General features: G+C 64.2%; 22 protein-coding genes. 5 read left to right on the forward strand and 17 right to left on the reverse strand.

The window, feature by feature from the left end; genetic code table 11:
- Nucleotides 1-3: 3 nt before the first annotated feature.
- From ehuD to ehuR, 5 genes are all read right to left on the reverse strand, one after another.
- Nucleotides 4-663, reverse strand: coding sequence for an ectoine/hydroxyectoine ABC transporter permease subunit EhuD (gene ehuD / locus ABID44_RS17440; RefSeq protein WP_354152962.1), 660 nt, complete (start codon nucleotides 661-663; stop codon nucleotides 4-6).
- Nucleotides 663-1,322: an ectoine/hydroxyectoine ABC transporter permease subunit EhuC gene (gene ehuC / locus ABID44_RS17445; RefSeq protein WP_354152963.1), complete on the reverse strand. Its 660-nt coding sequence runs from the start codon at nucleotides 1,320-1,322 to the stop codon at nucleotides 663-665. The genes ehuD and ehuC overlap by 1 nt, the downstream gene beginning before the upstream one ends.
- Before the next feature lie 163 nt (nucleotides 1,323-1,485).
- Nucleotides 1,486-2,337, reverse strand: a complete 852-nt coding sequence (gene ehuB, locus ABID44_RS17450) for an ectoine/hydroxyectoine ABC transporter substrate-binding protein EhuB (RefSeq protein WP_354152964.1) — start codon at nucleotides 2,335-2,337, stop codon at nucleotides 1,486-1,488.
- Nucleotides 2,338-2,411: 74 nt separating this feature from the next.
- Nucleotides 2,412-3,197, reverse strand: coding sequence for an ectoine/hydroxyectoine ABC transporter ATP-binding protein EhuA (ehuA, locus tag ABID44_RS17455; RefSeq protein ID WP_354152965.1), 786 nt, complete (start codon nucleotides 3,195-3,197; stop codon nucleotides 2,412-2,414).
- A 150-nt stretch (nucleotides 3,198-3,347) separates the two neighbouring features.
- Nucleotides 3,348-4,733: a MocR-like ectoine utilization transcription factor EhuR gene (gene ehuR / locus ABID44_RS17460; protein ID WP_354153003.1), complete on the reverse strand. Its 1,386-nt coding sequence runs from the start codon at nucleotides 4,731-4,733 to the stop codon at nucleotides 3,348-3,350.
- An 86-nt stretch (nucleotides 4,734-4,819) separates the two neighbouring features.
- Here ehuR and ABID44_RS17465 point away from each other — a divergent pair, with 86 nt between their 5' ends.
- From ABID44_RS17465 to ABID44_RS17480, 4 genes are all read left to right on the forward strand, one after another.
- Nucleotides 4,820-5,311: an Lrp/AsnC family transcriptional regulator gene (locus tag ABID44_RS17465; RefSeq protein WP_354152966.1), complete on the forward strand. Its 492-nt coding sequence runs from the start codon at nucleotides 4,820-4,822 to the stop codon at nucleotides 5,309-5,311.
- Between the two features lie 125 nt (nucleotides 5,312-5,436).
- The gene (locus ABID44_RS17470) at nucleotides 5,437-6,930 is read left to right on the forward strand and encodes an NAD-dependent succinate-semialdehyde dehydrogenase (protein ID WP_354152967.1); all 1,494 of its coding nucleotides are present in this window, start codon (nucleotides 5,437-5,439) and stop codon (nucleotides 6,928-6,930) included.
- A gap of 31 nt (nucleotides 6,931-6,961) precedes the next feature.
- Nucleotides 6,962-8,335 carry an aspartate aminotransferase family protein gene (locus tag ABID44_RS17475; RefSeq protein WP_354152968.1) on the forward strand — a complete coding sequence of 458 codons (1,374 nt, stop codon included), beginning with the start codon at nucleotides 6,962-6,964 and terminating at the stop codon, nucleotides 8,333-8,335.
- A gap of 75 nt (nucleotides 8,336-8,410) precedes the next feature.
- On the forward strand, nucleotides 8,411-9,523 hold the full coding sequence (locus ABID44_RS17480) for an alcohol dehydrogenase family protein (protein WP_354152969.1): 1,113 nt from the start codon (nucleotides 8,411-8,413) through the stop codon (nucleotides 9,521-9,523).
- A 382-nt stretch (nucleotides 9,524-9,905) separates the two neighbouring features.
- Here ABID44_RS17480 and ABID44_RS17485 read toward each other — a convergent pair whose 3' ends face one another.
- From ABID44_RS17485 to ABID44_RS17520, 8 genes are all read right to left on the reverse strand, one after another.
- Complete coding sequence (locus ABID44_RS17485) at nucleotides 9,906-10,730, reverse strand: transporter substrate-binding domain-containing protein (RefSeq protein ID WP_354152970.1); 825 nt, start codon at nucleotides 10,728-10,730, stop codon at nucleotides 9,906-9,908.
- 31 nt (nucleotides 10,731-10,761) lie between these two features.
- The gene (locus tag ABID44_RS17490) at nucleotides 10,762-11,481 is read right to left on the reverse strand and encodes an amino acid ABC transporter ATP-binding protein (protein ID WP_354152971.1); all 720 of its coding nucleotides are present in this window, start codon (nucleotides 11,479-11,481) and stop codon (nucleotides 10,762-10,764) included.
- Nucleotides 11,478-12,206 (reverse strand): amino acid ABC transporter permease, encoded by a 729-nt coding sequence (locus tag ABID44_RS17495; RefSeq protein ID WP_354152972.1) that lies wholly within the window; start codon nucleotides 12,204-12,206, stop codon nucleotides 11,478-11,480. Before ABID44_RS17495 ends, ABID44_RS17490 begins: the two co-directional genes overlap by 4 nt.
- Nucleotides 12,203-12,886, reverse strand: a complete 684-nt coding sequence (locus tag ABID44_RS17500; protein WP_354152973.1) for an amino acid ABC transporter permease — start codon at nucleotides 12,884-12,886, stop codon at nucleotides 12,203-12,205. Before ABID44_RS17500 ends, ABID44_RS17495 begins: the two co-directional genes overlap by 4 nt.
- Nucleotides 12,887-13,091: 205 nt before the next feature.
- Complete coding sequence (locus ABID44_RS17505) at nucleotides 13,092-13,448, reverse strand: RidA family protein (protein WP_354152974.1); 357 nt, start codon at nucleotides 13,446-13,448, stop codon at nucleotides 13,092-13,094.
- A 31-nt stretch (nucleotides 13,449-13,479) separates the two neighbouring features.
- Nucleotides 13,480-14,985 (reverse strand): hypothetical protein, encoded by a 1,506-nt coding sequence (locus tag ABID44_RS17510; RefSeq protein ID WP_354152975.1) that lies wholly within the window; start codon nucleotides 14,983-14,985, stop codon nucleotides 13,480-13,482.
- A gap of 24 nt (nucleotides 14,986-15,009) precedes the next feature.
- Nucleotides 15,010-16,266: an NAD(P)/FAD-dependent oxidoreductase gene (locus ABID44_RS17515; protein ID WP_354152976.1), complete on the reverse strand. Its 1,257-nt coding sequence runs from the start codon at nucleotides 16,264-16,266 to the stop codon at nucleotides 15,010-15,012.
- A 178-nt stretch (nucleotides 16,267-16,444) separates the two neighbouring features.
- Nucleotides 16,445-17,353, reverse strand: a complete 909-nt coding sequence (locus tag ABID44_RS17520) for a LysR family transcriptional regulator (protein WP_354152977.1) — start codon at nucleotides 17,351-17,353, stop codon at nucleotides 16,445-16,447.
- A gap of 277 nt (nucleotides 17,354-17,630) precedes the next feature.
- On the opposite strand from ABID44_RS17520, the gene ABID44_RS17525 reads away from it, so the two are divergent.
- A complete protein-coding gene (locus ABID44_RS17525) occupies nucleotides 17,631-18,611 on the forward strand; it encodes a zinc-dependent alcohol dehydrogenase family protein (RefSeq protein ID WP_354152978.1) in 981 nt (326 codons plus the stop codon).
- Nucleotides 18,612-18,705: 94 nt separating this feature from the next.
- Here the strand turns inward: ABID44_RS17525 and ABID44_RS17530 are convergent, their stop codons facing one another.
- The 4 genes from ABID44_RS17530 to ABID44_RS17545 all read right to left on the reverse strand — a co-directional run bounded on the left by ABID44_RS17530 (nucleotide 18,706) and on the right by ABID44_RS17545 (nucleotide 24,108).
- Nucleotides 18,706-19,389 carry an RraA family protein gene (locus ABID44_RS17530; RefSeq protein ID WP_354152979.1) on the reverse strand — a complete coding sequence of 228 codons (684 nt, stop codon included), beginning with the start codon at nucleotides 19,387-19,389 and terminating at the stop codon, nucleotides 18,706-18,708.
- A gap of 55 nt (nucleotides 19,390-19,444) precedes the next feature.
- Nucleotides 19,445-21,787 carry a molybdopterin-dependent oxidoreductase gene (locus ABID44_RS17535; protein ID WP_354152980.1) on the reverse strand — a complete coding sequence of 781 codons (2,343 nt, stop codon included), beginning with the start codon at nucleotides 21,785-21,787 and terminating at the stop codon, nucleotides 19,445-19,447.
- Between the two features lie 130 nt (nucleotides 21,788-21,917).
- The gene (locus ABID44_RS17540) at nucleotides 21,918-23,294 is read right to left on the reverse strand and encodes an FAD-binding oxidoreductase (protein WP_354152981.1); all 1,377 of its coding nucleotides are present in this window, start codon (nucleotides 23,292-23,294) and stop codon (nucleotides 21,918-21,920) included.
- A 154-nt stretch (nucleotides 23,295-23,448) separates the two neighbouring features.
- A complete protein-coding gene (locus tag ABID44_RS17545; RefSeq protein ID WP_354152982.1) occupies nucleotides 23,449-24,108 on the reverse strand; it encodes a 4-carboxy-4-hydroxy-2-oxoadipate aldolase/oxaloacetate decarboxylase in 660 nt (219 codons plus the stop codon).
- Nucleotides 24,109-24,138: the final 30 nt, after the last annotated feature.

Below are 24,138 nucleotides of genomic sequence, written 5' to 3' on the forward strand. Positions count from 1 at the left end.
GGTCTAGTTCTCCACGCGTCCGTAACGCCGTTCCAGCCAGCGCAGCAGCACCACCGAAAACAGGCTGATGACGAGGAAGAAGGCGCCGACCAGCGTCATTGGCTCGAGGTAGCGGTAATAAGTGTTGGCGACGCTCTTGGCCTGGTTCATCAGTTCCAGGACGGTGATGGCTGACAGGAGCGGCGTTTCCTTGAACATGGCGATGAAGTAGTTGGCCAGCGCCGGAATCATCGGTGGAATGGCCTGCGGCAGGATGATGTGCATCCATGTCTGGCGCGCACCAAGATTGCAGGCCTTCGCCGCCTCCCATTGCCCGCGCGGCACGTTGTCGATGCCCGCCCGGTACACCTCCGCCGTATAGGTGCCGTAGTGCAGGCCCAGCCCGATGACGCCGGCCAGCAATGGCGGCAAAAGGATGCCGAAATCGGGCAGGATGTAGAAGATGAAGTAGAGCTGCACCAGAAGCGGCGTGCCACGGATGAATTCCGCAACGAAAGCCACCGGCCGCGCCACCAGCCGGTTGGAAGACCGGCGCAGGAGGGCGATGACCAGCCCGACCGCCGCGGCCAGCGCCGAGCCAAGGATGGTGGCCAGAATGGTGATCTTCACCCCCTCGATAAGGGTGGGCATGATCTCCCGGACGAAGTTCCAATCCCATTCCATTACACACGCACCCCGTCGATGCCGCGCGACAGTCGCCGCTCAAGGCTGCGCACGCCCCATGAGAGGATCATCGCCAGTGCGAAGTAGCCGATCAGGATGGCGGTGAACGGCACCAGCGTATTGCCGGTCTGGGCGCGCACCACCTGCGCCTGAAAGGTGAGGTCGGCCAGCGAGATCAATGACACGATCGAAGTCGCCTTCAACAGTTCGATGGCGTTGTTGCCGAACGTCGGCAGCATGAGGAGGAAGGCCTGCGGCAGAATGACATGGCGCATGCCCTGCCAGCGGCCGAGATTGAGCGCCACGCAGGCCTCATACTGCTCCTTGCCGATGGATCGCACAGCCCCGCGCACCACCTCCGCCCCATAGGCGCCGACATTGAGGCCGAGCGCCAGCACGCCGGCCTGCAAGGGCGTCAGTTCGATGCCGAGCAGCGGCAGCACGAAATAGGCCCAGAAAAGTTGCACGAAGATCGAGGTGCCGCGAAAGAATTCGATATAGGCGGTGGCCAGAGCCCTGACGGCGAAAAAGCGCGACAGACGGCCGAGCCCCGCCAGGAAAGCCATGAAAAGCGCCAGCACCGAGCCCATCAGCGTCAGCTCGATGGTGACGAGCGCGCCTTGCAGCATCAGGCCGACATATCCGGACCAGTCGATCATGGAGCCCTGTCGAGTTCGGTTTGCGAATTTCCTCTCACCCGGCCCGCGTCCCGCCCGGGAATCCTCTCTCCCGGCAGAAGAGAAGATAGCCGGCTCCGGTTTTCAGTTCCTCTCCCAGATTGGGAGAGGATGATCACGCAACCGTCGCATGAGAGGACGAAGTTTACTGGGCGGCGCACTGCTTCTCGCGGGTCGTCGAGATCGCCGCGGCGGCTGAGAAGCCATAGGGCTCGATGATCTTGGCGAACTCTCCGGATTCCTTCATTTTCGCCAGTTCGACGTCGAAGGCGTCGCGCAATGCTGTGTCCTTCTTGTTGAAGGCGGCGCCGTCGCAATAGACCGGCGCGCCCTCGACAGGTGCGATGACCTCGAGGTTCGGATCGTTGGCCTTCTGGACCAGATCGTTGATCGACAGCACCGGCAGCGAATAGGCGTCGATGCGGCCGTCCTGCACCATCTTGAGGCCGCTCTGGCCGTCCGGCACCACGATCACGCGGTCGCGCGGCACGCCGGCGTTGAGCGCCAGCTTCTCCTCGGTGCCGCCGCCCGGCGCGCCGATCTTCGCTGTTGGGTCGTTGGCGATGTCCTCATAGCTCTTGAAGCCCTTGGGGTTGCCCTTCTTCACCAACATCGCCTCGGCATCGCACAGCACCGGCTCCGAATAGGCGACGGCCGCGCAGCGTTCCGGCTTCATGAACAGACCGGCCGTGACGACATCGAAACGCCCGGCCTGCAGGCCGGGGATCATGGCTCCATATTCGGAGATCGAGGCGGCGACGTCCTCCACGCCGAGACGCTTGAACACCTCGCGCGCCACATCGGGGGCGGCGCCGGACACTTTGCCGTCGGCGGCCACCGCCGTATAGGGCGGCTCGTTGGCGATGGCGAGGCGGGCGAAACCCTGCGCCTTCAGCTGCTCCAGTTTTGCGTCATCGGCATTTGCCGCGGTCGAAGCGGCCAGAACGGCAGCGAAGGCCAGCCCGGCGGCGCCTGCAAGAATTCCCATTTTCTTCATTGTTCCCGGTTCCTCTTCTGTTTTTGTGTCTTGCGGTTTCTGCTCCATTCAGCGCGGCAAGTCGCGCCACGCGGTCAGACCCGATGTCCGGCCGCGATGATCTTCTTCAGGAAGCTTTGCGTGCGCTCCTGCTTCGGATTGCGGAAGATTTCTTCCGGCTTTCCTTCCTCCACGATGCGGCCACGGTCGAAGAACAGCACGCGGTCGGCGAAGTCATGGGCGAACCCCATCTCATGCGTCACCAGAAGCATGGTCATGTCGGTCTCGTCGGCCAGCCGGCGCATGACGTTCAGCACTTCCTCGACCAGTTCCGGATCAAGCGCGGAGGTGACCTCATCGAACAGCATGATCTTCGGAGACAGCGCCAGCGCCCGGGCGATCGCCACGCGCTGCTTCTGGCCGCCGGAAAGCTGCGCGGGCATGGCCTTGGCCTTGTCGGCCATGCCGACCATGTCGAGCAGTTCCATGGCGCGCTTCTGCGCCTGCGCTTTTGGCACGCCTTTGGTCAGCATCGGCGCCAGGGTGACGTTGTCGAGCACGCATTTGTGCGGAAACAGGTTGAAGAGCTGGAACACCATGCCGATCTTCTGGCGCATCTTTGCCAGATGCCGCTCGTCGGCCGTCACCAGCGCGCCCCCGCGCTGCATGTGGTAAAGTTGCTCTCCCCCGACCTCGATGTGGCCGCTGTCGATACGCTCCAGCGTCATGAGGATGCGCAGGATAGTCGTCTTGCCGGACCCCGACGGGCCGATCAGTGCAAGTTTTTCACCGGGCATGACCTGCATGGAAAGCCCGTCAAGCACCTTGAAGGCGCCGAAGCTCTTGGAGATCGAATCGATCTTGACGATGGGTTCGGCCAATGTCTCTCCCCGCTCAAGAGGACGTTCTGGCCTTTACGATGAGGACGACTTCAAATCATGTCAATTACCAAAATAGTACCATGACAATATTTGTCGTTTCGTTGAAATCCTGCCATGGACGGCCGGTCGCATCGCCCAGGTGATGCCGGCCTAGATCGCCAGCAGCAGATGTTCGGGGTCGGCCAGCAGCAGCCGGTTGACCACGCCGAGTCCGGTGCGCAACTCGCTTTCGGTGGTCGAGCCGAGCGAAATGCGCACCGCTGGCTGCCGCGCTTCCTCCGCGATGCGGAAGGAGGCGCCCGGCGCAATGGCTACGCTTTGCAGGCGCGCCTGCGCGACGAAATCTTCCTCGGCGCGGCCATCCGGCAGCGGCAGCCAGATATGCAGGCCGTCGCGATGGGCACGGAAGGCGACCCCGTCCAGCACCTCGCTGGCAATGTCGAGGCGGCTGCGCACGGCCTGGCGCTGCCAGCGCACCAGTTCCATGGCGGTGCCGTCGCTCACCCATTTGCTGGCGATCTCGGCCACCATGGGCGTGGCCATCCAGTTCGTCACCAGATGCCGGTTGGCTGCAGCCGTGACATAGCGGTCCGGCACGGCCAGATAGCCGATGCGCAGGCCGGGCACGGTAATCTTGCTGAACGAAGTGACGTAGAGCGTGCGCTCCGGTGCGAAATGGGCGACGGGCGGGGCGCGATCCTCGACCAGCGGGCCGAGCACATCGTTCTCGATGATGGCTATGTCGTGCAGTCGCGCCACTTCGGCCAGCCGGGAGCGCCGCACCGAGCCCATCAGCGATGCGGTAGGGTTGATGACCGAGGGCTGCACGAACACAGCGCGGATATCGCTCTGGCGGCAGGCGGCGTCGAGCGCTTCGGGTATGATGCCCTCTTCGTCGAGCGGCAACCCCTCGAGGTTGAACCCGCAATAACGCGCCAGAGGCACCAGGGTGTGGTGGCCGACGGCTTCCGTGGCCACGGTGGAGCCGGGCGGTGCGACGCTCATCAGCGCCACGGTCATGCCCCCGGTCGCGCCATTGGTCAGGGTTATGTTCTGCGGCGAGATCTCCAGTCCGCAGGCGCGCAGCCATTCCACCGCCACGGCGCGGTGGCGGGGGAACACCATGTTGGGGCGGAACGACAGCGCCGAACTGGCCGGCAGTTCCCCGGCGAGCCACGCCAGGCCCTGCTTCAGCTGCTCCAGATGCATCAGTTCGCACACGGGCTTGAGAATCGACAGGTCGATGACCTCGCCGGGCCGTTCCGGCAGATAGGGCGGATCGGGTTCGCGGCGCTGGGTCTGCACGAAGCTGCCACGGCCGATCTCGCCGACGATGAGCCCGCGCCGTATCAGCTCCTCATAGGCCCGGCTCACCGTTTGCACCGACAGTCCCAACTCATCCGCCAGCGCCCTGTGGGTGGGCAGGCGTTCGCCATTTTCGAGCCGGCCGTCATGGATGGCGCGGGCGAATTGGTCGGCCAGCGAAAGATAGGCAGGGCGGCGGATCAGGGCCGGGTCGGGTCGCCATTGTGTCATGACTTCATTAGAGATCGAAATCAGTTCAATTGACAATCGAAATCATTCGCCTGCATGGTGCGACCGCAGCACGAAACCGGAACGCCATGGCCGCCACGAAGCTCGACGCGACAGACCTGAAAATCCTTGACGCGATCCAGCGCGACGGGCGCATCACCAAGCTGAAGCTCGCCGAACAGGTGGGATTGTCGCCGACGCCATGCTGGATGCGGCTCGCGAAGCTTGAAAAGGCTGGCGTCGTCACCGGTTACCATGCCCGCATCTCGGTGCGTGCGATCGCCCCCGTCACCAGCGTTCTGGTGGAAGTGACGCTCGCCAACCACCGGCAGGCCGACTTCGACCGATTCGAGCGCGTGGTGCGCGACATGCCCGAAATCGTCGCCTGCTGGTCTGTGGGGGGCGGTGTTGACTATCTGCTAAAGGTGATGACGCGCGATATCGACGCCTATCAGCGGCTGATCGATTCGCTCCTGGAACGTGAGATCGGCATCGACCGTTATTTCACCTACATCGTCACCAAGACCGTCAAGGACGACACGGTGCTGCCGCTGGCCGAGTTGGCTGGTCAGCCAGACTGACTGCAACGGAGAATTGATCCACGTCTCCCGCGACGAATAGAGACTTTCTCTATCCTGGGCGTCCGCAACGGACTTTCTCTCGCGCAATCAGGCCTAGACTGTCCCCATCACAGGGAGGCCACGCCATGTCCGCGCACTTTGCCCGTCAGCAGCGCCACGAAGCGCTCGACCACCTGAATGACCGGCGACTTTATCGCGAACTCGCCTATGTCGGCGGCCATTGGACCGCCAGCGCGACGGCCAGCAGTTTCGAAGTGACCGATCCATTTAGCGGCGCGACACTCGCCTTTGTGGCCGCGCTTGACGAAGGCCAGACCGCAGACGCCATTTCGGCGGCGTCAGACGCGTTTCCCGCCTGGCGCGCCCTGCTGCCGCAGGAGCGCTCGCGCCTGTTGCGCGCTTGGTACGAACTGATCGTCGCGGCCAAGGAGGACCTCGCCTTGCTGATGACGCTCGAACAAGGCAAGCCGCTGAAGGAATCGCGGGGCGAGATCGACTATGCCGCCTCCTTCGTCGAATGGTATGCGGAGGAAGCCAAGCGGCTGAATGTCGAGGGGGTGAGCAGCCATCTGCCCGGCGCCGAAATGGCGGTGCGACGCGAGCCGCTCGGCGTGGTCGGCGTGGTGACGCCGTGGAACTTTCCGTCCGCCATGCTGACGCGCAAGGCCGCCGCCGCCCTTGCCGCCGGCTGCACCGTGGTGGCGCATCCTTCCTCGCAGACACCTTTGTCGGCGCTGGCGTTGGCTGAACTCGGCGAGCGCGCCGGTCTTCCGGCGGGCGTGTTCAACATCGTCACGGGTGCTGCCGCGCCCATTGTCGAAATGCTGTGTACAGACACCCGCGTGCGGGCGCTGAGCTTCACCGGGTCCACCGAAATCGGGCGGCGGATCGCCGGCCATTGCGCGCCCACCATGAAGCGGCTGGTCATGGAACTGGGCGGCCATGCGCCGCTGATCGTCTTCGCTGACGCCGACCCGGAGCGTGCCGCACAGATCGCGCTCGACGCCAAATTCGCAACTTCCGGTCAGGACTGTCTCGCCGCCAACCGCATCTATGTCGAGCGTCCGCTTTACGAGGCGTTTTGCACCGCCTTCACGCGCCGGATACAGGCCCTGAAGGTGGCCGGTGGCCTCAGCCCCGACGCCGACATCGGCCCACTGATGCATGAGCGCGCCATCGCCAAGGTCGAAGAGCAGGTCGCCGACGCACTGGCGCGCGGGGCGCGTTTGGTCTGCGGCGGATCACGCCATGAATCCGGGCCGCTGTTCTTTCAGCCGACGCTGCTGGCCGACGTGTCCGACGATGCGCTCATCATGCGCGAGGAAACTTTTGGCCCGGTCGCCGCCGTCACCGCCTTCGACAGGGAGGATGAAGTTGTCACCCGCGCCAACGCCACCGAATATGGTCTCGTCGCCTATGTGGTGACCGAAAACGGTGCGCGGCAGCGGCGCATGGCGAATGCGCTGGACTATGGCATGGTCGCCATCAACCGCGTCAAGATCACCGGCGCGCCGATCCCTTTCGGCGGCGTCAAGCAATCCGGGCTCGGCCGCGAGGGCTCCCGCCACGGGATCGAGGCCTTCACCGACCTCAAATATGTGTGCCTGGATCTGACCTGAGCCGGCGGCGAAATCTGCAAAGGAGAACATCATGCTCGACAAATCAAACGAACTGGCCGCATGGGACCGCGACCATTTCTTTCACCCTTCCACCCATATGGGCATGCATGCGCGCGGCGAGACGCCGACCCGCATCATGGCCGGTGGCGAAGGCGTGACGATCTGGGACACCAACGGCAGGAAGAGCATCGACGCCTTTGCCGGCCTCTATTGCGTCAATGTCGGCTATGGCCGCCAGAAAATCGCCGACGCCATCGCTGAACAGGCTAGGAACCTCGCCTATTATCACGCCTATGTCGGGCACGGCACTGATGCTTCCATCCGGCTCGCCAAGATGATCATCGATCGCGCGCCGCAAGGCATGAGCCGCGTCTATTTCGGCCAGTCGGGCTCGGACGCCAATGAGACCAACATCAAGCTGATCTGGTACTACAACAATGTGCTTGGCCGGCCGGAAAAGAAGAAGATCATCTCGCGCTGGCGCGGCTATCACGGGTCCGGGGTCATGACCGGCTCGCTGACCGGGCTGGCCGCATTCCACAACGCCTTCGATCTGCCGCGCGCGCCGGTCCTCCACACGGAAGCGCCTTACTACTTCCGCCGCGAGGATCGCTCGCTGTCGGAAGAGCAGTTCTCGCAACATTGCGCCGACAAGCTGGAGGAGATGATCCTCGCCGAAGGGCCGGACACCATCGCCGCCTTCATCGGCGAGCCTGTGCTGGGCACGGGCGGCGTCGTGCCCCCGCCCGCCGGCTACTGGCCGAAGATCCAGGCCGTGCTCGACAAATACGATATATTGCTTGTCGCCGATGAGGTGGTGACCGGCTTCGGGCGGCTTGGCTCTATGTTCGGGTCCGATCACTACGGCATGAGGCCCGACCTCATTACCATCGCCAAGGGGCTGACCTCGGCCTACGCGCCGCTTTCCGGCGTGATCGTCGGCGAAAAGATGTGGGAGGGATTGGTCAAGGGCTCCGATGAACTTGGCCCGATCGGCCATGGCTGGACATATTCCGCCCATCCGATCTGTGCTGCGGCAGGTGTCGCCAATCTGGAACTGATCGACGAACTCGATCTGGTGACGAATGCCGGCGAAGTCGGTCCATGGTTCAGGAACGCCCTGCAACAGGCGGTCGGCGGCCACAGGAATGTCGGCGAGGTGCGCGGCGAAGGTCTGCTGGCGGCGGTCGAATTCGTCAAGGATCGCGACGACCGCACCTTCTTTGACGCCGCCGACAAGATCGGCCCGCAGGTGGCGGCCGCGCTGGCGGAGCGTGGCGTCATCGGCCGGGCCATGCCGCAGGGCGATATTCTTGGCTTCGCCCCACCGCTGTGCCTGACGAAAGAAGAAGCTGACACCGTCGTCGCGAAGACGGCGGATGCAGTGAAGAGCGTGCTTGGCTGAGCCGGTCGTGACCGTCCCTCATCCTGTCCAACTGGATGAGGGGCAATCATCTTGTGGCAAATGAGCAGGACTGAAATGACGACATCTTTCCTTCCCGAAACCATGGCGGCTGTTCTGCTGACCGGCCATGGCAAGCTCGACAAGCTCGTTTACCGCACCGATGTTCCCGTGCCGAAACCCGCGCGCGGCGAGGTGCTGGTGAAAGTCACCGCCTGCGGCATGAACAACACGGATGTGTGGGTGCGGGAAGGCGCCTATGGCACGGAGGATGATGCCGCGGCCGTCTCCACATGGCGCCGGCAGGGCAACACGCTGACATTCCCGCGCATACAGGGCGCCGATACCGTGGGAAATATCGTCGCCGTCGGCGAAGGCGTTCCTTCGCACCGCATCGGCGAGCGGGTGATGGTGGATTTCTCCATATACAATCGCGACGACGATTCCCTCGCCGACATCGACTATATGGGCCATGGCCGCGACGGCGGTTACGCCGAATACCAGGCGCTGCCGGCGGAGAACGCGCATGTCGTCGACACCGCTCTCAGCGATGTCGAGCTGGCCACCTTCTGCTGCGCCTATCTCACCGGCGAGCAAATGCTGGAGCGCGCCGGGTTGAAGGAAGGTGAGCGCGTGCTCGTGACGGGCGCTTCGGGTGGAGTCGGCTCAGGCATCGTGCAGCTTGCCCGCGCCCGCGGCGCCATTCCCTATGCTGTGGCCGGCAAAGGCAAGGAAAAGGCCATTCTCGATATCGGTGCGGAAAAGGTCGTCACGCGTGGCGTTGCCGATTTGCCGGAAGCGGTTGCCGAAGCCGCCGGCGGCCAGTCGATCGACGTGGTGGCCGATCTGGTCGGTGGGCCGATGTTCAATGACCTGTTGCGCATCCTGCGTCCGGAGGGCCGCTACACCACCGCTGGCGCCATCGCCGGTCCGGTCGTGCAGCTTGACCTGCGAACCATGTATCTGAAGCAGCTTCAGCTCCATGGATCCTCACAAGGCACGCGCGGGGATTTCCAACGGCTCGTGCGCTATATTGAGGAAGGCAAGATACGGCCATTGGTGGGTGGGGTCTATCGTCTGTCGGATTTCCACCGCGCCCAATCAGTTTTCATGGAGAAGGCGTTCGTCGGCAAGCTGGTTGTCGTTCCCGATGCCGTCTACACTCCACCTGCTGAAATTCACAAAGACTGACAAGACACCGGCGGAATGCCCACTTGTTGCCAGTGTGGACCCTTCGGCTGTCCAGCGCCGCTCGTTGATCGACGGCCTCAAATCACAGGGCATAACGGCAACTGTGGTGACTAATCAAAGACGCCGTTTAGGCCGCCGACATCATAAGTTCTGGACGAACGCCACGTACTTGCCGCCGTTACCCAGCTTTGCCAAAAGGCCCATCTCGGCAAAGCGTTTTTGCGATGAAAGCGATCGAAACCGCTTCGCCGAAGCGATGCCGCTCGGGGTCGATGTCATCTGACAATTTAGCGTAACGCATACAATCTTATTGCTTGCAGGCGGGCCGGTAAGCCCGCCTGTTCTGTTTTCGGAGTCGCGACAACTTGCGTCGCGCCCGCTTCTACTCGATCGGCGCCACCTCGAAACTGCGCGGCATGTTGAACTGCGAATCCTTGCCGAGCCATTTGTCGTAGATGGTGTCCAACGTACCGTTTTCGTCGGCCTCTGAGAGAATCTCGTTGATCCTGGCAAGCAGGGGTTCCTCGCCCTTGCGCACGCCGACGCCTACTTTCTCCACCATCAGCGTCGAATCCTCGACCACCTTGAGCGCGTTGTCAGTATCGGCGCTGGTGGCGGCGAAGTCACGCAGCATCAGCTCGGATAGGACAAGACCTTGCACGCGACCCTGATTGAGAGCCAGCAGGGCCTGCGGAACGTCCTGGAACGAGACGACCTGCGAGCCCTGCAGCTTCTCCTTGGCGACCGCCTCGGAGGTGGAGGCCGATTGTGCCGAGACGCGCTTGCTCTCCAGTTCCTTGACGGATTCGATGCCGGACTTCGTCGTCACGCCGACCATCTGGTTGGAAAAATAGTAGGAATAACTGTAGTCGACCTGCTTGGCCCGCTCCGGCGTCCAGCCCAGCGAGCCGGTGACGATATCCAGGCGACCCTGATTGAGTTCGGGGATGCGGGCGGCGCCTGCCACCAGCACCACCTCCGCCTTCACGCTCAGCCTCTCGGCAATGAGATTGCAGATGTCGACGTCATAGCCGACGGTGGTGCGGGTGGCCGGGTCCTGGAAGCTGAATGGCGGCACGGTGCCGATGGTGCCGCAGACGATTGCGCCTTTGGCCTGAATGTCCGCCAGTTGGTCGGCCGCGGCCGGTGCGGCAAGCGCGAGCGTGGCCGCAGCAAATGCGAGCGCTGCGTGTAGCGTATGTTTCATTTTTCGTCTCCTCCTGTTGGACGTCTGGGTCCTAGTGATCGTTCAGAAATTCGCGGGCGCGGGGACCTGCCTCGCCGGCAAAGAAAGCGGCTGCGTCCGCATCGACCTTCAGTTCGCCCATCTCCATGAGCCAGATCCGGTCGGCGACGCGCCGTGCAAAGCCCATCTCGTGGGTGACGCACATCATGGTCAGACCAGCGCCGGCCAGTTGCTCGATTGTGTGCAGAACCTCGCCGACCATTTCGGGGTCGAGCGCCGAGGTCGGCTCATCGAGCAGCAGCACTGCCGGCTTCATCACCAGCGCGCGCGCGATGGCCACGCGCTGCTGCTGGCCGCCCGACAGCTGCGAGGGCATGTGGTGAGCCTTGTCGGCGAGGCCCAGTCGCTTGAGCTGGTCCATCGCGGCAGCTTCCGCCTCCTTGCGCGGCATGCGTCGCACATGAACGAGCGCCAACGCCACATTGCCGAGTGCGTCGAGGTTCTGGAACAGGCCGAAAGACTGGAAAACGAAGCCGACCTTGCTGCGCAGGTCGTTCACCGACCATCTGCGCTCGTGAATGTCGCGGCCCTCGATCAGGATGCGGCCGCTCTGGATCGGCTCCAGCCGGTTGACGGTACGGATGAGGGTGGACTTGCTGGAACCGGACGGGCCGCAGACCACCACCACCTGGCCAGCGGCCACCGAGCCGCTGACGTTGCGTAGCGCAGACAGACTGCCATAGGATTTGCTGACTTCGCAAAACCGGATCATGCCGCCACCGCCTGGGTCAGGGGCCGGGCGGTTTCCGCCGCCTGCTTGCGCCGCCGCAGCACCCGTCGCTCCAGCATTCGCGCCACAAGCACGACGCCGCCGCACAGCAGATAATAGGCGATGGCGAGGATGGCGAAGATCTCGAGCGGCTTCGTCACCTCAAGATTGTTCACCTGCGTGGCGGCGAATGTCAGTTCCTGCGCGCTGATGATATAGCCGATCGACGTCTCCTTCACGATGGAGGCGAACTGGGTGATGAGGCTGGGCAGCATGTTGAACAACGCCTGCGGCAGCACGACGCCGAAGGTGCGCACGCCATATTTCAGGCCGAGCGAATTGGCCGCCTCGATCTGGCCGCGAGGGATGGCTTCGATGCCGGCCCGCACGATCTCGGATATATAGGCGGATTCATAGATAATGAGCGCCACCACCATGGTGGTGACGCCGTCCAGCGAGACGCCGAAAAGAGCTGGCACGCCGAAATAGACCCAGAACACGAACATCAGGAACGGCAGGCCGCGCACGAAGGTGACGAGCCACAGCACCGGCCGCTCCAGCCATGGAACGCCGCTGGTGCGGGCCAGGGCGAGCAGGATGGCCAGGGGCAGCGATGCAACCAGCGCGCCGAAGGCGATGATGATCGTCATCGCCAGCCCGCCCAGCGGGCCGTTCGGATACTGGCCGATGAGAAGCAGCAGCCAGTATTTGTCGATGATCTCGATCATCGACGCTTCTCCTGCCCGGCCGACTGAAACCGGGCGCTCACCGCCATGATCACCAGCGAGATCACGAGGTAAAGCACGGTCGCCACAGCGAAGGTCTGGTAAGTCAGATAGGTGGTGTTGTTGACCGAATAGGCGGCGTGAGTCAGTTCGGCCGTACCGATGGCGGAGGCGATGCTGGTGCCCTTGAAATAAAGCAGGAACTGGTTGGTGAGCGCCGGCAGAGACACCCGCGCCGCCTGCGGAATGATGACCAGCCGCATTGCCTGGACATAGCTGAGCCCGACGGCGCGCGCCGCCTCATATTGCACGGGCGGCAGCGAGCGGATGCCGCTTCGCAGATCCTCCGACACATAGGCGCCGAACGCCAGGCTGATGGCCAGGATCGCGAAATAGATCTCGCTCGAACGCTGGTTGACCCACTCGCTGACGAAAGCCGGCATGAATTCGGGCGCCGCGAAATACCAGAACATGATCTGGACCAGCAGCGGCACGTTGCGGTGGATCGAAACATAGGCCGCCACGAGCGGGTCGAGCTGCGGCGCCATGCGCAGCATGGTCAGCATTACGCCCCATAAGCCGCCAAGCATCAGGAAGGCGGCCGTCATGATCAGCGTCAGCAGGAGCCCGTTCGCGAATTCCTGGAGATAAGGAGGCGACAGGATGGTGAGAAAATCACCCATCCCGATACCCGGACGACACCCGCCCCGTCGCCGTTTCGGCTTGCCCCGGCATCGCGGCCGGCTCGCCAGGGGTGTTTGCGACCGTCTTCATCTCGACCTCCCTTCACGCCGGTGCGGCGCTCTCCTTACCGTTCCTGCCTGCTGCCCTGCTTCATCCCCGACATTTGTCCTTGCGGGGAGGGATGCCGGTTTCACGGCCCGAGGTTCACGGCAGCGCCGCGACCACCGAAATCTCCAGCATGGCGCCGCCTTGCAGCACGGCCTGCACGCAGGCGCGGGCAGGCTGCCGCCCCGGCGCCAGCCATGCATTCCAGGCTTCATTGAATTCACCGACGTTGCGGTTCACGTCCTGCATCCAGATCGTCGCCGAAAGAAGACGGGAACGGTTGGTCCCCGCCTCGGCCAGACGCTGATCGATCTGCGCCAGCGCCTGCTGGGTCTGCTGGCCCACGGGCAGGGAGTTATCGCTCGGCACAACGCCGGAAACATAAGCGACGCCATTGAAGACGACGGTGTCGGAGCGGTGCTGCAGATTTTGCGGGTTGATGTAATGCGGTTCCATGAAATCTCCTGTCTGATACGGGCGCGCAGCGTCAGCCGCGCGCCGGCGAAAGCCCTTCGGGGGCGGGAACGGCGTGGAACTGGACTGCCCCAAACTGGCCATATGTCGTCGGGCCTTTTGTGTGGCTGGCGGCCGCACCCATTTCGACGAAACCGGCGATGCGCGCGGTCGAACATTCCTGAGCGACGAAGCGGTAGCTGACGGTGTTGCCTTCGACCATGTGAAACGCCTGAAGCTCAAAGCCTCCGCCCTTCATCGTGCCGCTGGCGTCGACCTCGCTGCCGGGCGCCAGATGTGCGCCGGAAATTTCGTTGCCCTGACGCCGCAGGCGCAGGCGGTGGCGGGCCGGGCCATTGGCGAACTGAAGCTCCGCCACCCATTCGCCGCTCACATCCACCTCTGTGACAGGAGGCGGGGAAACAATTGGGCGGACGGCGGAAAACGCCTCGTGGAGCGCCTCGGCGACCAGCACCTCCTCGCCATCGCGCAGCGCGAAGGGGTTGAGCATGGTCGAGCTATCGCTGCCGCCATAGTCGTCGATGAGGATGCGCGGCCGCCGCGCCAGCAACTCGGCACGCAATTCCAGGAAGGACAGCTCCGGCTGGCATTGCGACCAGTCCACCTTCAGCCGCGGCACGCCGCCAACCAACTCCGAAAGATCGAGTCGCAGCGTGTTGATCGGCCGCAGGTGGTCGCGGATAACCTCCAGCCGGCGCCGCCAACTGCGCCGCTCGGCCTCGTGATCGCGCGAGAACCAGTGTTCGACGGCGGCAATGGCGCCCACCATCTCCTCTTTGCCGATCTTCATGGCGCGGGCGAAGCCCTGGTGGGGCGGACCATTGAACCATGCCGCACGGACGAGGTCCTTGCGGCCCAGTAGCAGGCCCGCGGCGGCCGGGCCGCGGATCAGCTTGCCGATGCTGTAGACGGCGAGGTCTGCGCCGCGCGCAGTCCATGTTTCGGGGTAGCCGAGCGGCTCGGAGGCCGCGTCGACCAGCACCGGTACGCCGGCCGCGCGCGCCACGGGCAGGATATCATCGAATCTGATTGGAGCAGCGGCGTCGCGCTCGCCGAAGATCGATATCGCCACCACATGTAGCTCGCGCAACGCGACGCGAAACTCTTCCATGGTGGCGACCTCGATGATGGACGCACCGACGAGGCGAAGGGCTTGATCGTAGGCGAAGCGTTGTCCCTTCGGCGTCAGCACCACGCGCTGCTCGCCATGGAAGGATTGCGGCATGCGCAGCATCCGCAGCGGATCATTGGCGGCCACACATGCCGCGGCGGCCAACGCCAGCCCGCCCGATGATCCGGCGGTCACCGTACCCCATTCGGCGCCGGTGATGGCGGCCAGCCGCTGGCCGATCGCCTCGGCCAGCTCCTCCATGATGACGTAATCGAGCGAGGCGCTGACGATCGCCTCACGCACCGGATCGCTCATGACGCTGCTGCCATAGAAGGAGCGCGAGGAGCCGCAATTGACGACCGGTTCGACGCCGAGCTTGCGATAAATGGAGACGGGGTGCTGGTTCATGGTCAGTGTATGTCCGGCGCTAGGTCAGGAATAGAAACGGGTCGGCCTGAAGGACGACAGGTCGACAACGGACGGGCGGCTGGCGACGAGGTCGGCGACGATCCTGCCAGTGGTGCCGCCCAGCGTGAGACCGGAATGGTTGTGGCCGAAGGCGAAGATGACGTTGGGGTGGCGCGGTAGCTGCCCCAGCACGGGCAGGCTGTCGGGCGTGGAGGGCCGATGCCCCATCCACAGCGTTCGCCCGGCGTCGTCGAGGCCCGGGAGGATATGGCGGGCAAGCGGGATCAGACGGGTGGCGCGCTCATAGGCGGGCGGCGCACCGACCCTCGCAAGCTCCGCCGTACCAACGATACGGACCCTGCCATCAATCGGCGCCAGCGCGAATTTGTATTCGCCCGACACCACAGTGCGGTTAAGGGCAACGCCCGGCTGCGGCAGCATCACATGATAGCCACGCTCCGAATCGAGCTGCACCCGCACGCCCAGCCTACGCGCCCACGGAGCCGAGAAAGCGCCGAAGGAAAGTACGATGTGGTCGGCCCCAACGGCGCCGTTGGTCGTCGCCACCGTCACCTTGCCCTGTGGGCCGACCTGAACATCCTCCACGCGCGCTTGAATGAAAGTGCCGCCATTGGCGATGAAGTGGCCCGCCAGCGCCGCCACGAAACTCTTGGGGTTCACAGTCTGGTGGCAGTCGGGCAGGAACAGGCCGTGCCGCACGGTGTTGGTGAGGGCGGGTTCAAGCTCGCCGACCTGCGCAGCATCCAGTTCCTCGACCCGCACGCCGTGGCTGCGCCGTATGGCAAAGCCGCCCGACCGCGCGGCCTCGAAGGCGGCATCTGTCTCGAAAACGTGCAACTCGCCGGTTGATCGCACCATGGCGCTGATGCCTGCCGCCTCGATGAGCGGGCGGTAGTCGTCATAGGCGCGCGGCACGATGGTGGAGAGGGCGCGAGCGTTGCGGGCGGCGCGATCTGGCCGCGACTCGGCAAGGAAACGCAGCAGATAGGGTGTCAGCGTCGGCAGGTGCCGCCAGCGGATATGGAGCGGCTGGTTCTTGTCGAGCAGCATTCGCGGCACGGCGCGCGCCACGCCTGGAGTCGCCACCGGCACGACACTGGCGCACTGGATGAGACCTGCATTGCCGAAGGAACAGCCATTTCCCGGCTCGTCCTGGTCGACAAGCACCACCTCGTGGCCGTCGCGTTGCAGATAAAGCGCCACACACACGCCAATGACGCCGGCGCCGAGGACCACAATGTCGGCCTTGCGCACGCTCATCCCTGTGACCTTCGCGCGCAGCCGGCTACGCGAGCGCCACTCGGAACATCGCTGTCACAACCTGCAAGGCGACTTGCGCCAGACTCGACCAATCCTGCCTCCCCCGTTTCTCGGAAGGAGACTAGACCGCATATGCATATTGAAAAAAGAGAAATTTTTGATGATTTATTGATGAAGTTTAGGAAAGAATTGCCGAACCAAGGGGCCTGAAGTCGTTCTGCGCCCTTGCCATGTCGGCGATGCGGGCGCAGATCGGCGACATGCGGTCATTTCGATAAGCGGCGACGAAGTCGAGGGGCGGTGGCGGGGGCGATGTGTGGATGATACGCAGCGCCCCGGAATCGACCTGCGGCATGAAATGGGTTGAAGGCAGGCACGCCATGCCGAATCCAGCCTTCGCCAGTTCGGCCACGGCAGTGGTGTTGTTACAGATGATGGTGCGGTTGATCGATACGTCGCACTCACGGAACCATTGCGTCAGCAAGTCGTAGATCGACGATTGTTCGGACTGGATCAGCAGGGGGAATTCGACGATCCTGTCGACCGACAGCGTGTCGGGCCCGTCATAGAGCGAACTGGCGCACATCCACGAAGTGGCGACCGAGCCGAGGGGTAGGTGGGGCAGGCCGAGATCGCCCCTGAGCCGCGGCGCGATGACCAGGTCGAGCGAGCGGTCGCGCAGCCCTCGAAACAGCGGCGCCGCATCGTCGATAACCGGCTCCAGCACCACCCTTGGATAGGCGTTCCTGATCGCTGACACCAGGCGAGGCAGCCAGCTGACCGCGACCATCTCGGTGGTGCCGAAGGTGAAATGTCCCGAAAAATGGTCAGGGTCGCGGGCTGTGTGGCGGATTTCCTCCTGCAGGTTCAATATCTGTTCGATCAGGCTGATGATGCTGCGTCCGGCTGGAGTCAGGCGCACATGGCGCGTGCTCCTGTCGAAGATCTCGCAGGAAAGCAGCGCCTCGCATTCCTGCACCCGCTTGGAGACGGTGGATTGCGAGAGGTTGAGATGGCTGGCTGCGGCATGAAAGGTGCCAAGCCGGTTGACCCAGTAGACTGCTTCCATCTGCCGGTGGGAAATCAACTGCTCCTCCCCGATTCGTATGGACGAGATAATGCAGCAGACCATTTCCGTACGAAAACGGGAACCGTTTCTATGCGGCAAAAGATTTAGGTCGAGCCCAGCCGGCCCCCCGCCAACGAGGCTGGAAGCCAGCCGGGCCGGGCTGCCATGCTTGAGCTATGTAAACCGGATCCCCGCAGGCTGATGAACATATCTGATCGCTGCGATGAGAACTATTCGCTTGCCCGGTGGTTGGCGAGTCCCTAACCCTTGCCAATTCAACACAATGGAGGCGTGAATGCAGGCACAGGTGCTGACCGAGTTCGGCGGGCCCGAGAAACTCAAGCTGACTCAGGTTGAGAGCCCCGTCGCCGGCCCCAGCCAGGCGCTGGTGCGCATCCGGGCCGCGGCGCTGAATCCCGTCGACGCCAAGATCCGCGCCGGGCTGCCGATCGGCCCCGACATGCCGGCGATCCTTGGTGCAGACCTGGCGGGCATCGTCGAGGCGGTCGGCGAGGGTGTCGAGGGGATCAGCGTCGGCGACGAGGTCTATGGCTGCGCCGGCGGCGTGAAGGGCCATGGCGGAACGCTGGCGCAATATATCGCTGCCGATGCGCGCCTTCTGGCGCCCAAGCCGAAGAGCCTGAGCTTCCACGAGGCGGCGGCATTGCCGCTGGTCGCCATCACCGCTGTCGACGCCATGGAAAAGCTTGCTCTCACAGGCGACGACCATGTGCTGGTGCATGGCGGGGTGGGCGGCGTCGGCCATATCGGCATCCAGCTTGTCAAGGCAGCCGGGGCGCGGGTGTCGACAACCGTCAGTAGCGAGGAAGCGGCCGCGCTTGCCAGGCAGCTTGGCGCCGACGAGACCATCCTGCGCTCCGAACCCGTTGCCGACTATGTGGCACGGCTGACGGGCGGCAGCGGCTTCAGCGCCATATTCGACACCGTTGGCGGAGATAATCTGGCGAACAGCTTCGCGGCGGCAGCGATCGGCGGGCGCATTGCCACGACGAATGCGCGCACCACGGCAGACCTTGGTGATATGCACGGCAAGGCGCTGTCGCTGCATGTCGTGTTCATGCTGTTGCCGATGCTGCGCGGGCCGGGGCGCGAGCGCCACGGGCGCATCCTGCGCGAGCTGGCCGCGCTTGCCGATGCGGGCAAGCTCAGGCCCCTCATCGAAGAGCGCCGCTTCACGCTTGAAACTGCGGCCGACGCCCACGCGCTTCTGGATTCCGGCAAGGCGCGCGGCAAGATCGTTGTCGATATTTCCTGAATGGCAAAAGCCGGACCGGCATCGCCGGTCCGGCTGAAAGCAATTGACGGCGGCGGTCAGGAAATCTCCCGGCCGCCGCTTTTTTCTTCTGGCTTCAGCGGACCTTGTATTTCATCACAGCGTCGTAGAGCGAGGCGCCGCCATCCATGAAGGCCTGCATCTCCTTTTCGATACCGACGAGCTCTGCCGCCTTGCGGGCGATGTCGTTGGCATGTTCGGGCGGAATGACAATCACGCCGTCGCGGTCGCCAAGAATGATGTCATCGGGCCGCACATAGGCTCCAGCGCAGATAACCGGCTCATTGCGTACCGTGGTGGCGAAGCGATGCTGGCCGGCACGCACCGAGGTGCCCTGCGCAAAGACGGTCAGACCATAGCCTTCCATCTCGTCCGCGTCGCGCAGCGCTCCGTCGGTGACGAGACCGACAGCGCCCAGATGGCTGGCGCGATGGGCCATGTTGCCACCCCAGTTGGCATGCGAGGCAATGCCCTGGGTGGCGATGACGATCACTGAGCCGGACTTGCAGCCGTCGATCACCTGCTGGATGGCGAAGCCATAATCGCCGGCCATTTCGGCCTGGCCAGCATTGCCGGTGAGTGGGGTGCGCCCTACGGTGCGCGCCCGGCCCAGAAGCTGGCGGCCGGCAAGCAGGCGTACGCTCGGATCGAGCGCGCTGTCGCGCAGGCCGAGCGAAAACATCGCATCGGAAATCGTCGCTGCCTGGAATGGCGCGAAAGCATTCATGACGGCATCGTCAGACTGGGTGGAACTGGTCATTTCTTCTCTTCCTTCTTGGCTGGTCGGCAGGACATTCGTCGTATTGGTTGCGGGCTCATGTCCCGCGACTGGAGAATTGCGGCGGCTCGAAGACGCGAACCGGCGGCAGCTCTCCGTCGAAACGCTCCACCTCGACGAGGCACGACTGTGCGCTGGGCCCCTGCGCGAGGCGCGACGTGCCAATATCGGCCGTGAGCACATTGGGGTTGCCATGGCGTTCGAGCGGCTGCGGATCGTCACCCGGCGCCGGATCGTACCAGGCGCCGGTCGCCAGCTGGACGACCCCCGGCAGCAGTTCGTCGCTGATCTCCAATGCCGCCAGGCACGCGCCGCGGTCGTTGAACAGCCGCACGACATCGCCACCGGCGAGTCCACGCGCCGCCGCATCGGCCGGGTTCATGCGCATGATCTCGCGCCCATGGTGCTTGCCCTGGCGCGAGTGGGCGCCAACATCATACTGGCTGTGCAGCCGGCGGGCAGGCTGGGTCGACAAAAGATGCAGCGGATAGCGCGCCGCCAGCGGAGCGCCCAGCCACTCGCGCGGCTCGATCCACGCCGGATGACCGGGGCAGTCGTCATAACCGAAACCGGCCACCCGCTCCGAAAACAGCTCGATGCGACCGGAAGGCGTCTCCAGCCGTTGACCCTGCGGGTCGGCGCGGAAGGCCGCCAGCAGGTCGCGCTGCTCGTCGGGCGGCGTCGGCGGTAGCATCGCCACGCTTTGTGACCAGAAGCGCTCGAATTCGGGCAACTCGTGGCCGATGGCGGCGGCGGATTGCCGGGCGTTCAGATAAAGCTGGCGCAGCCATGCCTCCGTGTCGCGCCCTTGCGTGAACTCGTCGGCTGCGCCCAGCCGCTCGGCCAGCGCGGAAAATATCGCATAATCGTCACGAGCCTCGCCGGCGGGCTCCAGAACGGCGTGTGAGGCGGCGATGAAGCGATCACGCGCCGAGCAGGCAATGTCATTGCGTTCCAGCGTCGTCGTTGCCGGGAACACGATGTCGGCATGCCGGACCGTTGCGTTCCACCAGCTGTCATGGACGATGACGGTTTCCGGCAGCTGCCAGGCGCGGCGCAGACGATTGAGGTCCTGATGATGATGGAAGGGACTGCCGCCAGCCCAGTAGATGAGTTTCAGATCGGGATAGGTGCGGCTTTCTCCGTTGAAATCGTAGCGCTCGCCAGGGTGAAGCAGCGTGTCCGCGATGCGGGCGACGGGTATGTAATCGCTGACCGGATTACTGCCCTGCGGCAGCGACGGCCATTTCATGTCCGGGATCGGGTTGCCGATCCCGTTTGCGGAGGCATAACCGAAGCCGACACCGCCGCCGGGCAGACCGATCTGGCCCAGCATGGCGGCAAGGGCGATGGCGGCCCAATAGGGTTGCTCGCCAAAATCGGCACGCTGGAGCGACCAGGCCATCATCACGAAGCTGCGCGTGTCCGCCATGGCCCGGGCGAGGTCGGCAATCGCCGAGGCGGGAACGCCGCAGATAGCCGCCGCCCATTCCGGCGTCTTGGCGACGCCGTCTTCTTCGCCAAGCACATAGGCGCCAAGCCGGTCATAGCCGACAGTGTGGCTGTCAAGGAATGCGAGGTCGGCCCGGTCCTCGCAAATGAGCACATGCATCATCGCCAGCAGCATGGCCGTGTCGGCGCCGGGCCTTATCGGCAGCCATTCGACATTATCACCAAGCGTATCGTCGCGCATCGGGGAGACGGACACGATGCGCACGCCCTGCCGGCGCGACAGTTCCATCGCGTCGCGGACTATGTGGACGCTGATGCCTCCGGAGCCGACCTGCGCGTTGCGCAGCGGCGTGCCGCCGAACATGACGACCAGCCTGGCCTGCGTCATGATGCGCGGCCAGGGCGTATGGCCGTCGATCAGCCCCTTCCGGCTGCCGATCACATGCGGCAGGATCATGTCGGCGGCGGCGAAGCTGTAATTCTGGATCGAGCGCGTATAGCCGCCGATGGAATTGAGGAAGCGGTGGACCTGGCTCTGGGCGTGATGGAAACGCCCGGCTGACGACCAGCCATAGGAGCCGCCATAGATTGCCGCATTGCCCCATGTCCGGCGCACATGGTCAAGCTCGGCGGCGGCCAGGTCGAGCGCTTCGTCAAAAGGCAGCTCGACAAAGGGTTCGTGACCGCGGCCTGAACCGGAACCGGGGCCACGACGCCCGGCCTCGCGCGCCTCGAGAAAGGAGCGGCGCACGGCAGGCCGCAGGATGCGCGATGGCGCGGAATGAGCCTCGATAATGCCCTGCGCCAGCGGCGCTGGATCATTATCCAGCTCGAACGGGTCGAGGTCCGTGACATTGCCACCCGACATGCGGGGCCGGTAGAGGCCCCAATGGGTGGCGACCAGCCTGTTCGCGGGTGTCGGCAGCATGTGAGTGTCTCCCTCCTGCGCTCTACGTCGGGTCCTGCAGCAGCGGGTGTTGCTGAACCGGCGAAACTGTACCCGTCTTTCGGCTACCACAATTCCTTGATTGAAACGCCTCGCGTTTGTGCTGGAACTGCTAGGAAAAAGAGCCCAGCTTGCCGGGATTCATGATCCCGTTCGGGTCGAACGCCTGCTTGAGCGCGACCATGCTGTGCAATGCAGGGCCGTGCTCGCGTTGCAGGAATTTCAGCTTGCCAAGCCCGACGCCATGCTCGCCACTGGCCGTGCCGCCGCTTTTCAGGGCGCGCTCGACCACACCCGCCGCAAGGCGCTCGGCCTCGGCGATCTCGCGTTCATCGCCCGGCATGACCAGATAGTTGACATGGAAATTGCCGTCGCCGACATGGCCGTTGATCTTGGTGCGCAGGAAAGACCGGTCGGCCTCGGCGCGGGCTGCAAGGATGTTTTCGGCAAGTGCCGAAATCGGCACACAGGCATCGGTGACGAAGGTGGCGCTTCCTGGGCGCAGGGCGCGGGTGGCAGGGTTGGAATCGTGCCGTGCCTGCCACAGCCTTGCCCGATCCTCGGCAGCCCTCGCCCAGGCGAAGCCCTCGCCACCATTTTCGGCGGCGATCGCCTCCACCATTTCCGCCTGCTCGGCGATCCCCGTCTCGGTTCCATGGAACTCCAGGAAAAGCGTCGGCGCGACCTTCAGGTCCAGGCGGGAATAATTATTGGCCGCCTCGATGGCGACCTCGTCGAGGAACTCGATACGCGCCATGGGCACGCCGGACTGCATGGTGGCGATGACCGTATCGACGGCGCCCTGCAACGAAGCGAATGTGCAGACGGCGGACGAGACCGCCGCAGGGATCGGGTGCAGCCGCACCGTAAGCTCCGTGATGACGCCGAGCGTTCCTTCCGAGCCGACGAACAGGCGGGTCAGGTCGTAGCCGGTCGAGGATTTGCGCGCCCGGGTGCCGGTGCGGATGATCTGGCCGTCCGGCAGAACAACCTCCAGCGCCAGCACATTCTCGCGCATTGTCCCGTAGCGCACGGCATTGGTGCCGGAGGCGCGGGTCGCGGTCATTCCGCCAAGGGAGGCATCGGCGCCGGGATCGACCGGAAAGCTCAGCCCCGTGGCGCGTAGATATTCGTTGAGTTGCTTGCGCTTGACGCCGGGCTGGACCACGGCGTCGAAATCTTCCTCGTGAACCGCAAGGATGCGGTCCATGCCCGACACGTCGATGCAGATGCCGCCCTGCGGAGCATGGATCTGGCCTTCGATGGACGTGCCGGTGCCGAAGGCGATCACCGGCGTGCGATTGGCGTTGCAGATGGCCAGGGCCTGGCTGACCTCGCTGGTGCTGGCCGCGAAGAAGACTGCGTCGGGCAACATCGCCGGCAGATAGGAAAGATCGTCGCCATGATGCCTGCGCACCGCCTCGGCCCTCGACACGCGCTCCCCAAACAGCGCTTCCAGTTCGGATATCGTGTGATTGATGCTGGTCATGTCGTCATCTTCCATCCCGCCGCCAGAGCATCGGACCGAAAAGTGGAAACCGGTTTCCGATGCTCCACCAATAATTCAGACCGCCCTTTGTGCGTCCGGACGGACGCACGGCGATACGCGGCCGGCCTTGAAAGCCGGCCATGCTGGCAGCGCCTCACAGGCGGAAAGGATTGCCCTTCTTTTCCATCAGTGCGTTGAGGCCGAGCATTTCCCATGTGGTGTTGCCCTGGAGCAGCGCTTCCCGGAAGCGCGTTTCCTTTGCCTCGCGCTCGATGCAGGCGGCAGCCGTTTCCTCGATCAGCGCAGCCGGAATGGCGACTACGCCGTCATCGTCGCCGATGATGAGATCGCCGGGCGAGACGAGTTCGCCGCCGACGACGATCGGTTGGTTGATCGGGCCCAGCGTCTCCTTGACAGCGCCCTTGATCGAGATTGCACGGCTGAAGACGGGAAAGCCTATGCGGTCAATATCGGCGGCATCCCGTACCCCGCCATCGACGACGAGGCCGGCGAGGCCCTTGCCCTTGGCGCAACTGGCCATCACATCGCCGAACAGGCCCTGCTCGGTGAAGCCGGCGGCCGCGCAGATCAGGACGTCGCCGGGCTTGGCGAGCTTGAGTGCGGCATGCAGTGTCAGATTGTCGCCGGGGGGACACAGGCAGGTGAAGGCCGGGCCCAGCACGCGCATGCCCCTGCGGATCGGCTTGATCGCGGAATCGAGCGCTCCCTTGCGGCCCATGGCCTCATGAGCGGTGGCGGCGGTGATGTCGCGATAGCGGGCAAGCAATTCTTCGGAAAGGGTCTGGGCGGTCATGGTCTTCCTCTCATGGGCTGGAGCGGCGGG

The sequence above is a fragment of the Aquamicrobium ahrensii genome, from assembly GCF_040545755.1.
Classification (GTDB): Bacteria; Pseudomonadota; Alphaproteobacteria; order Rhizobiales; family Rhizobiaceae; genus Mesorhizobium; species Mesorhizobium ahrensii.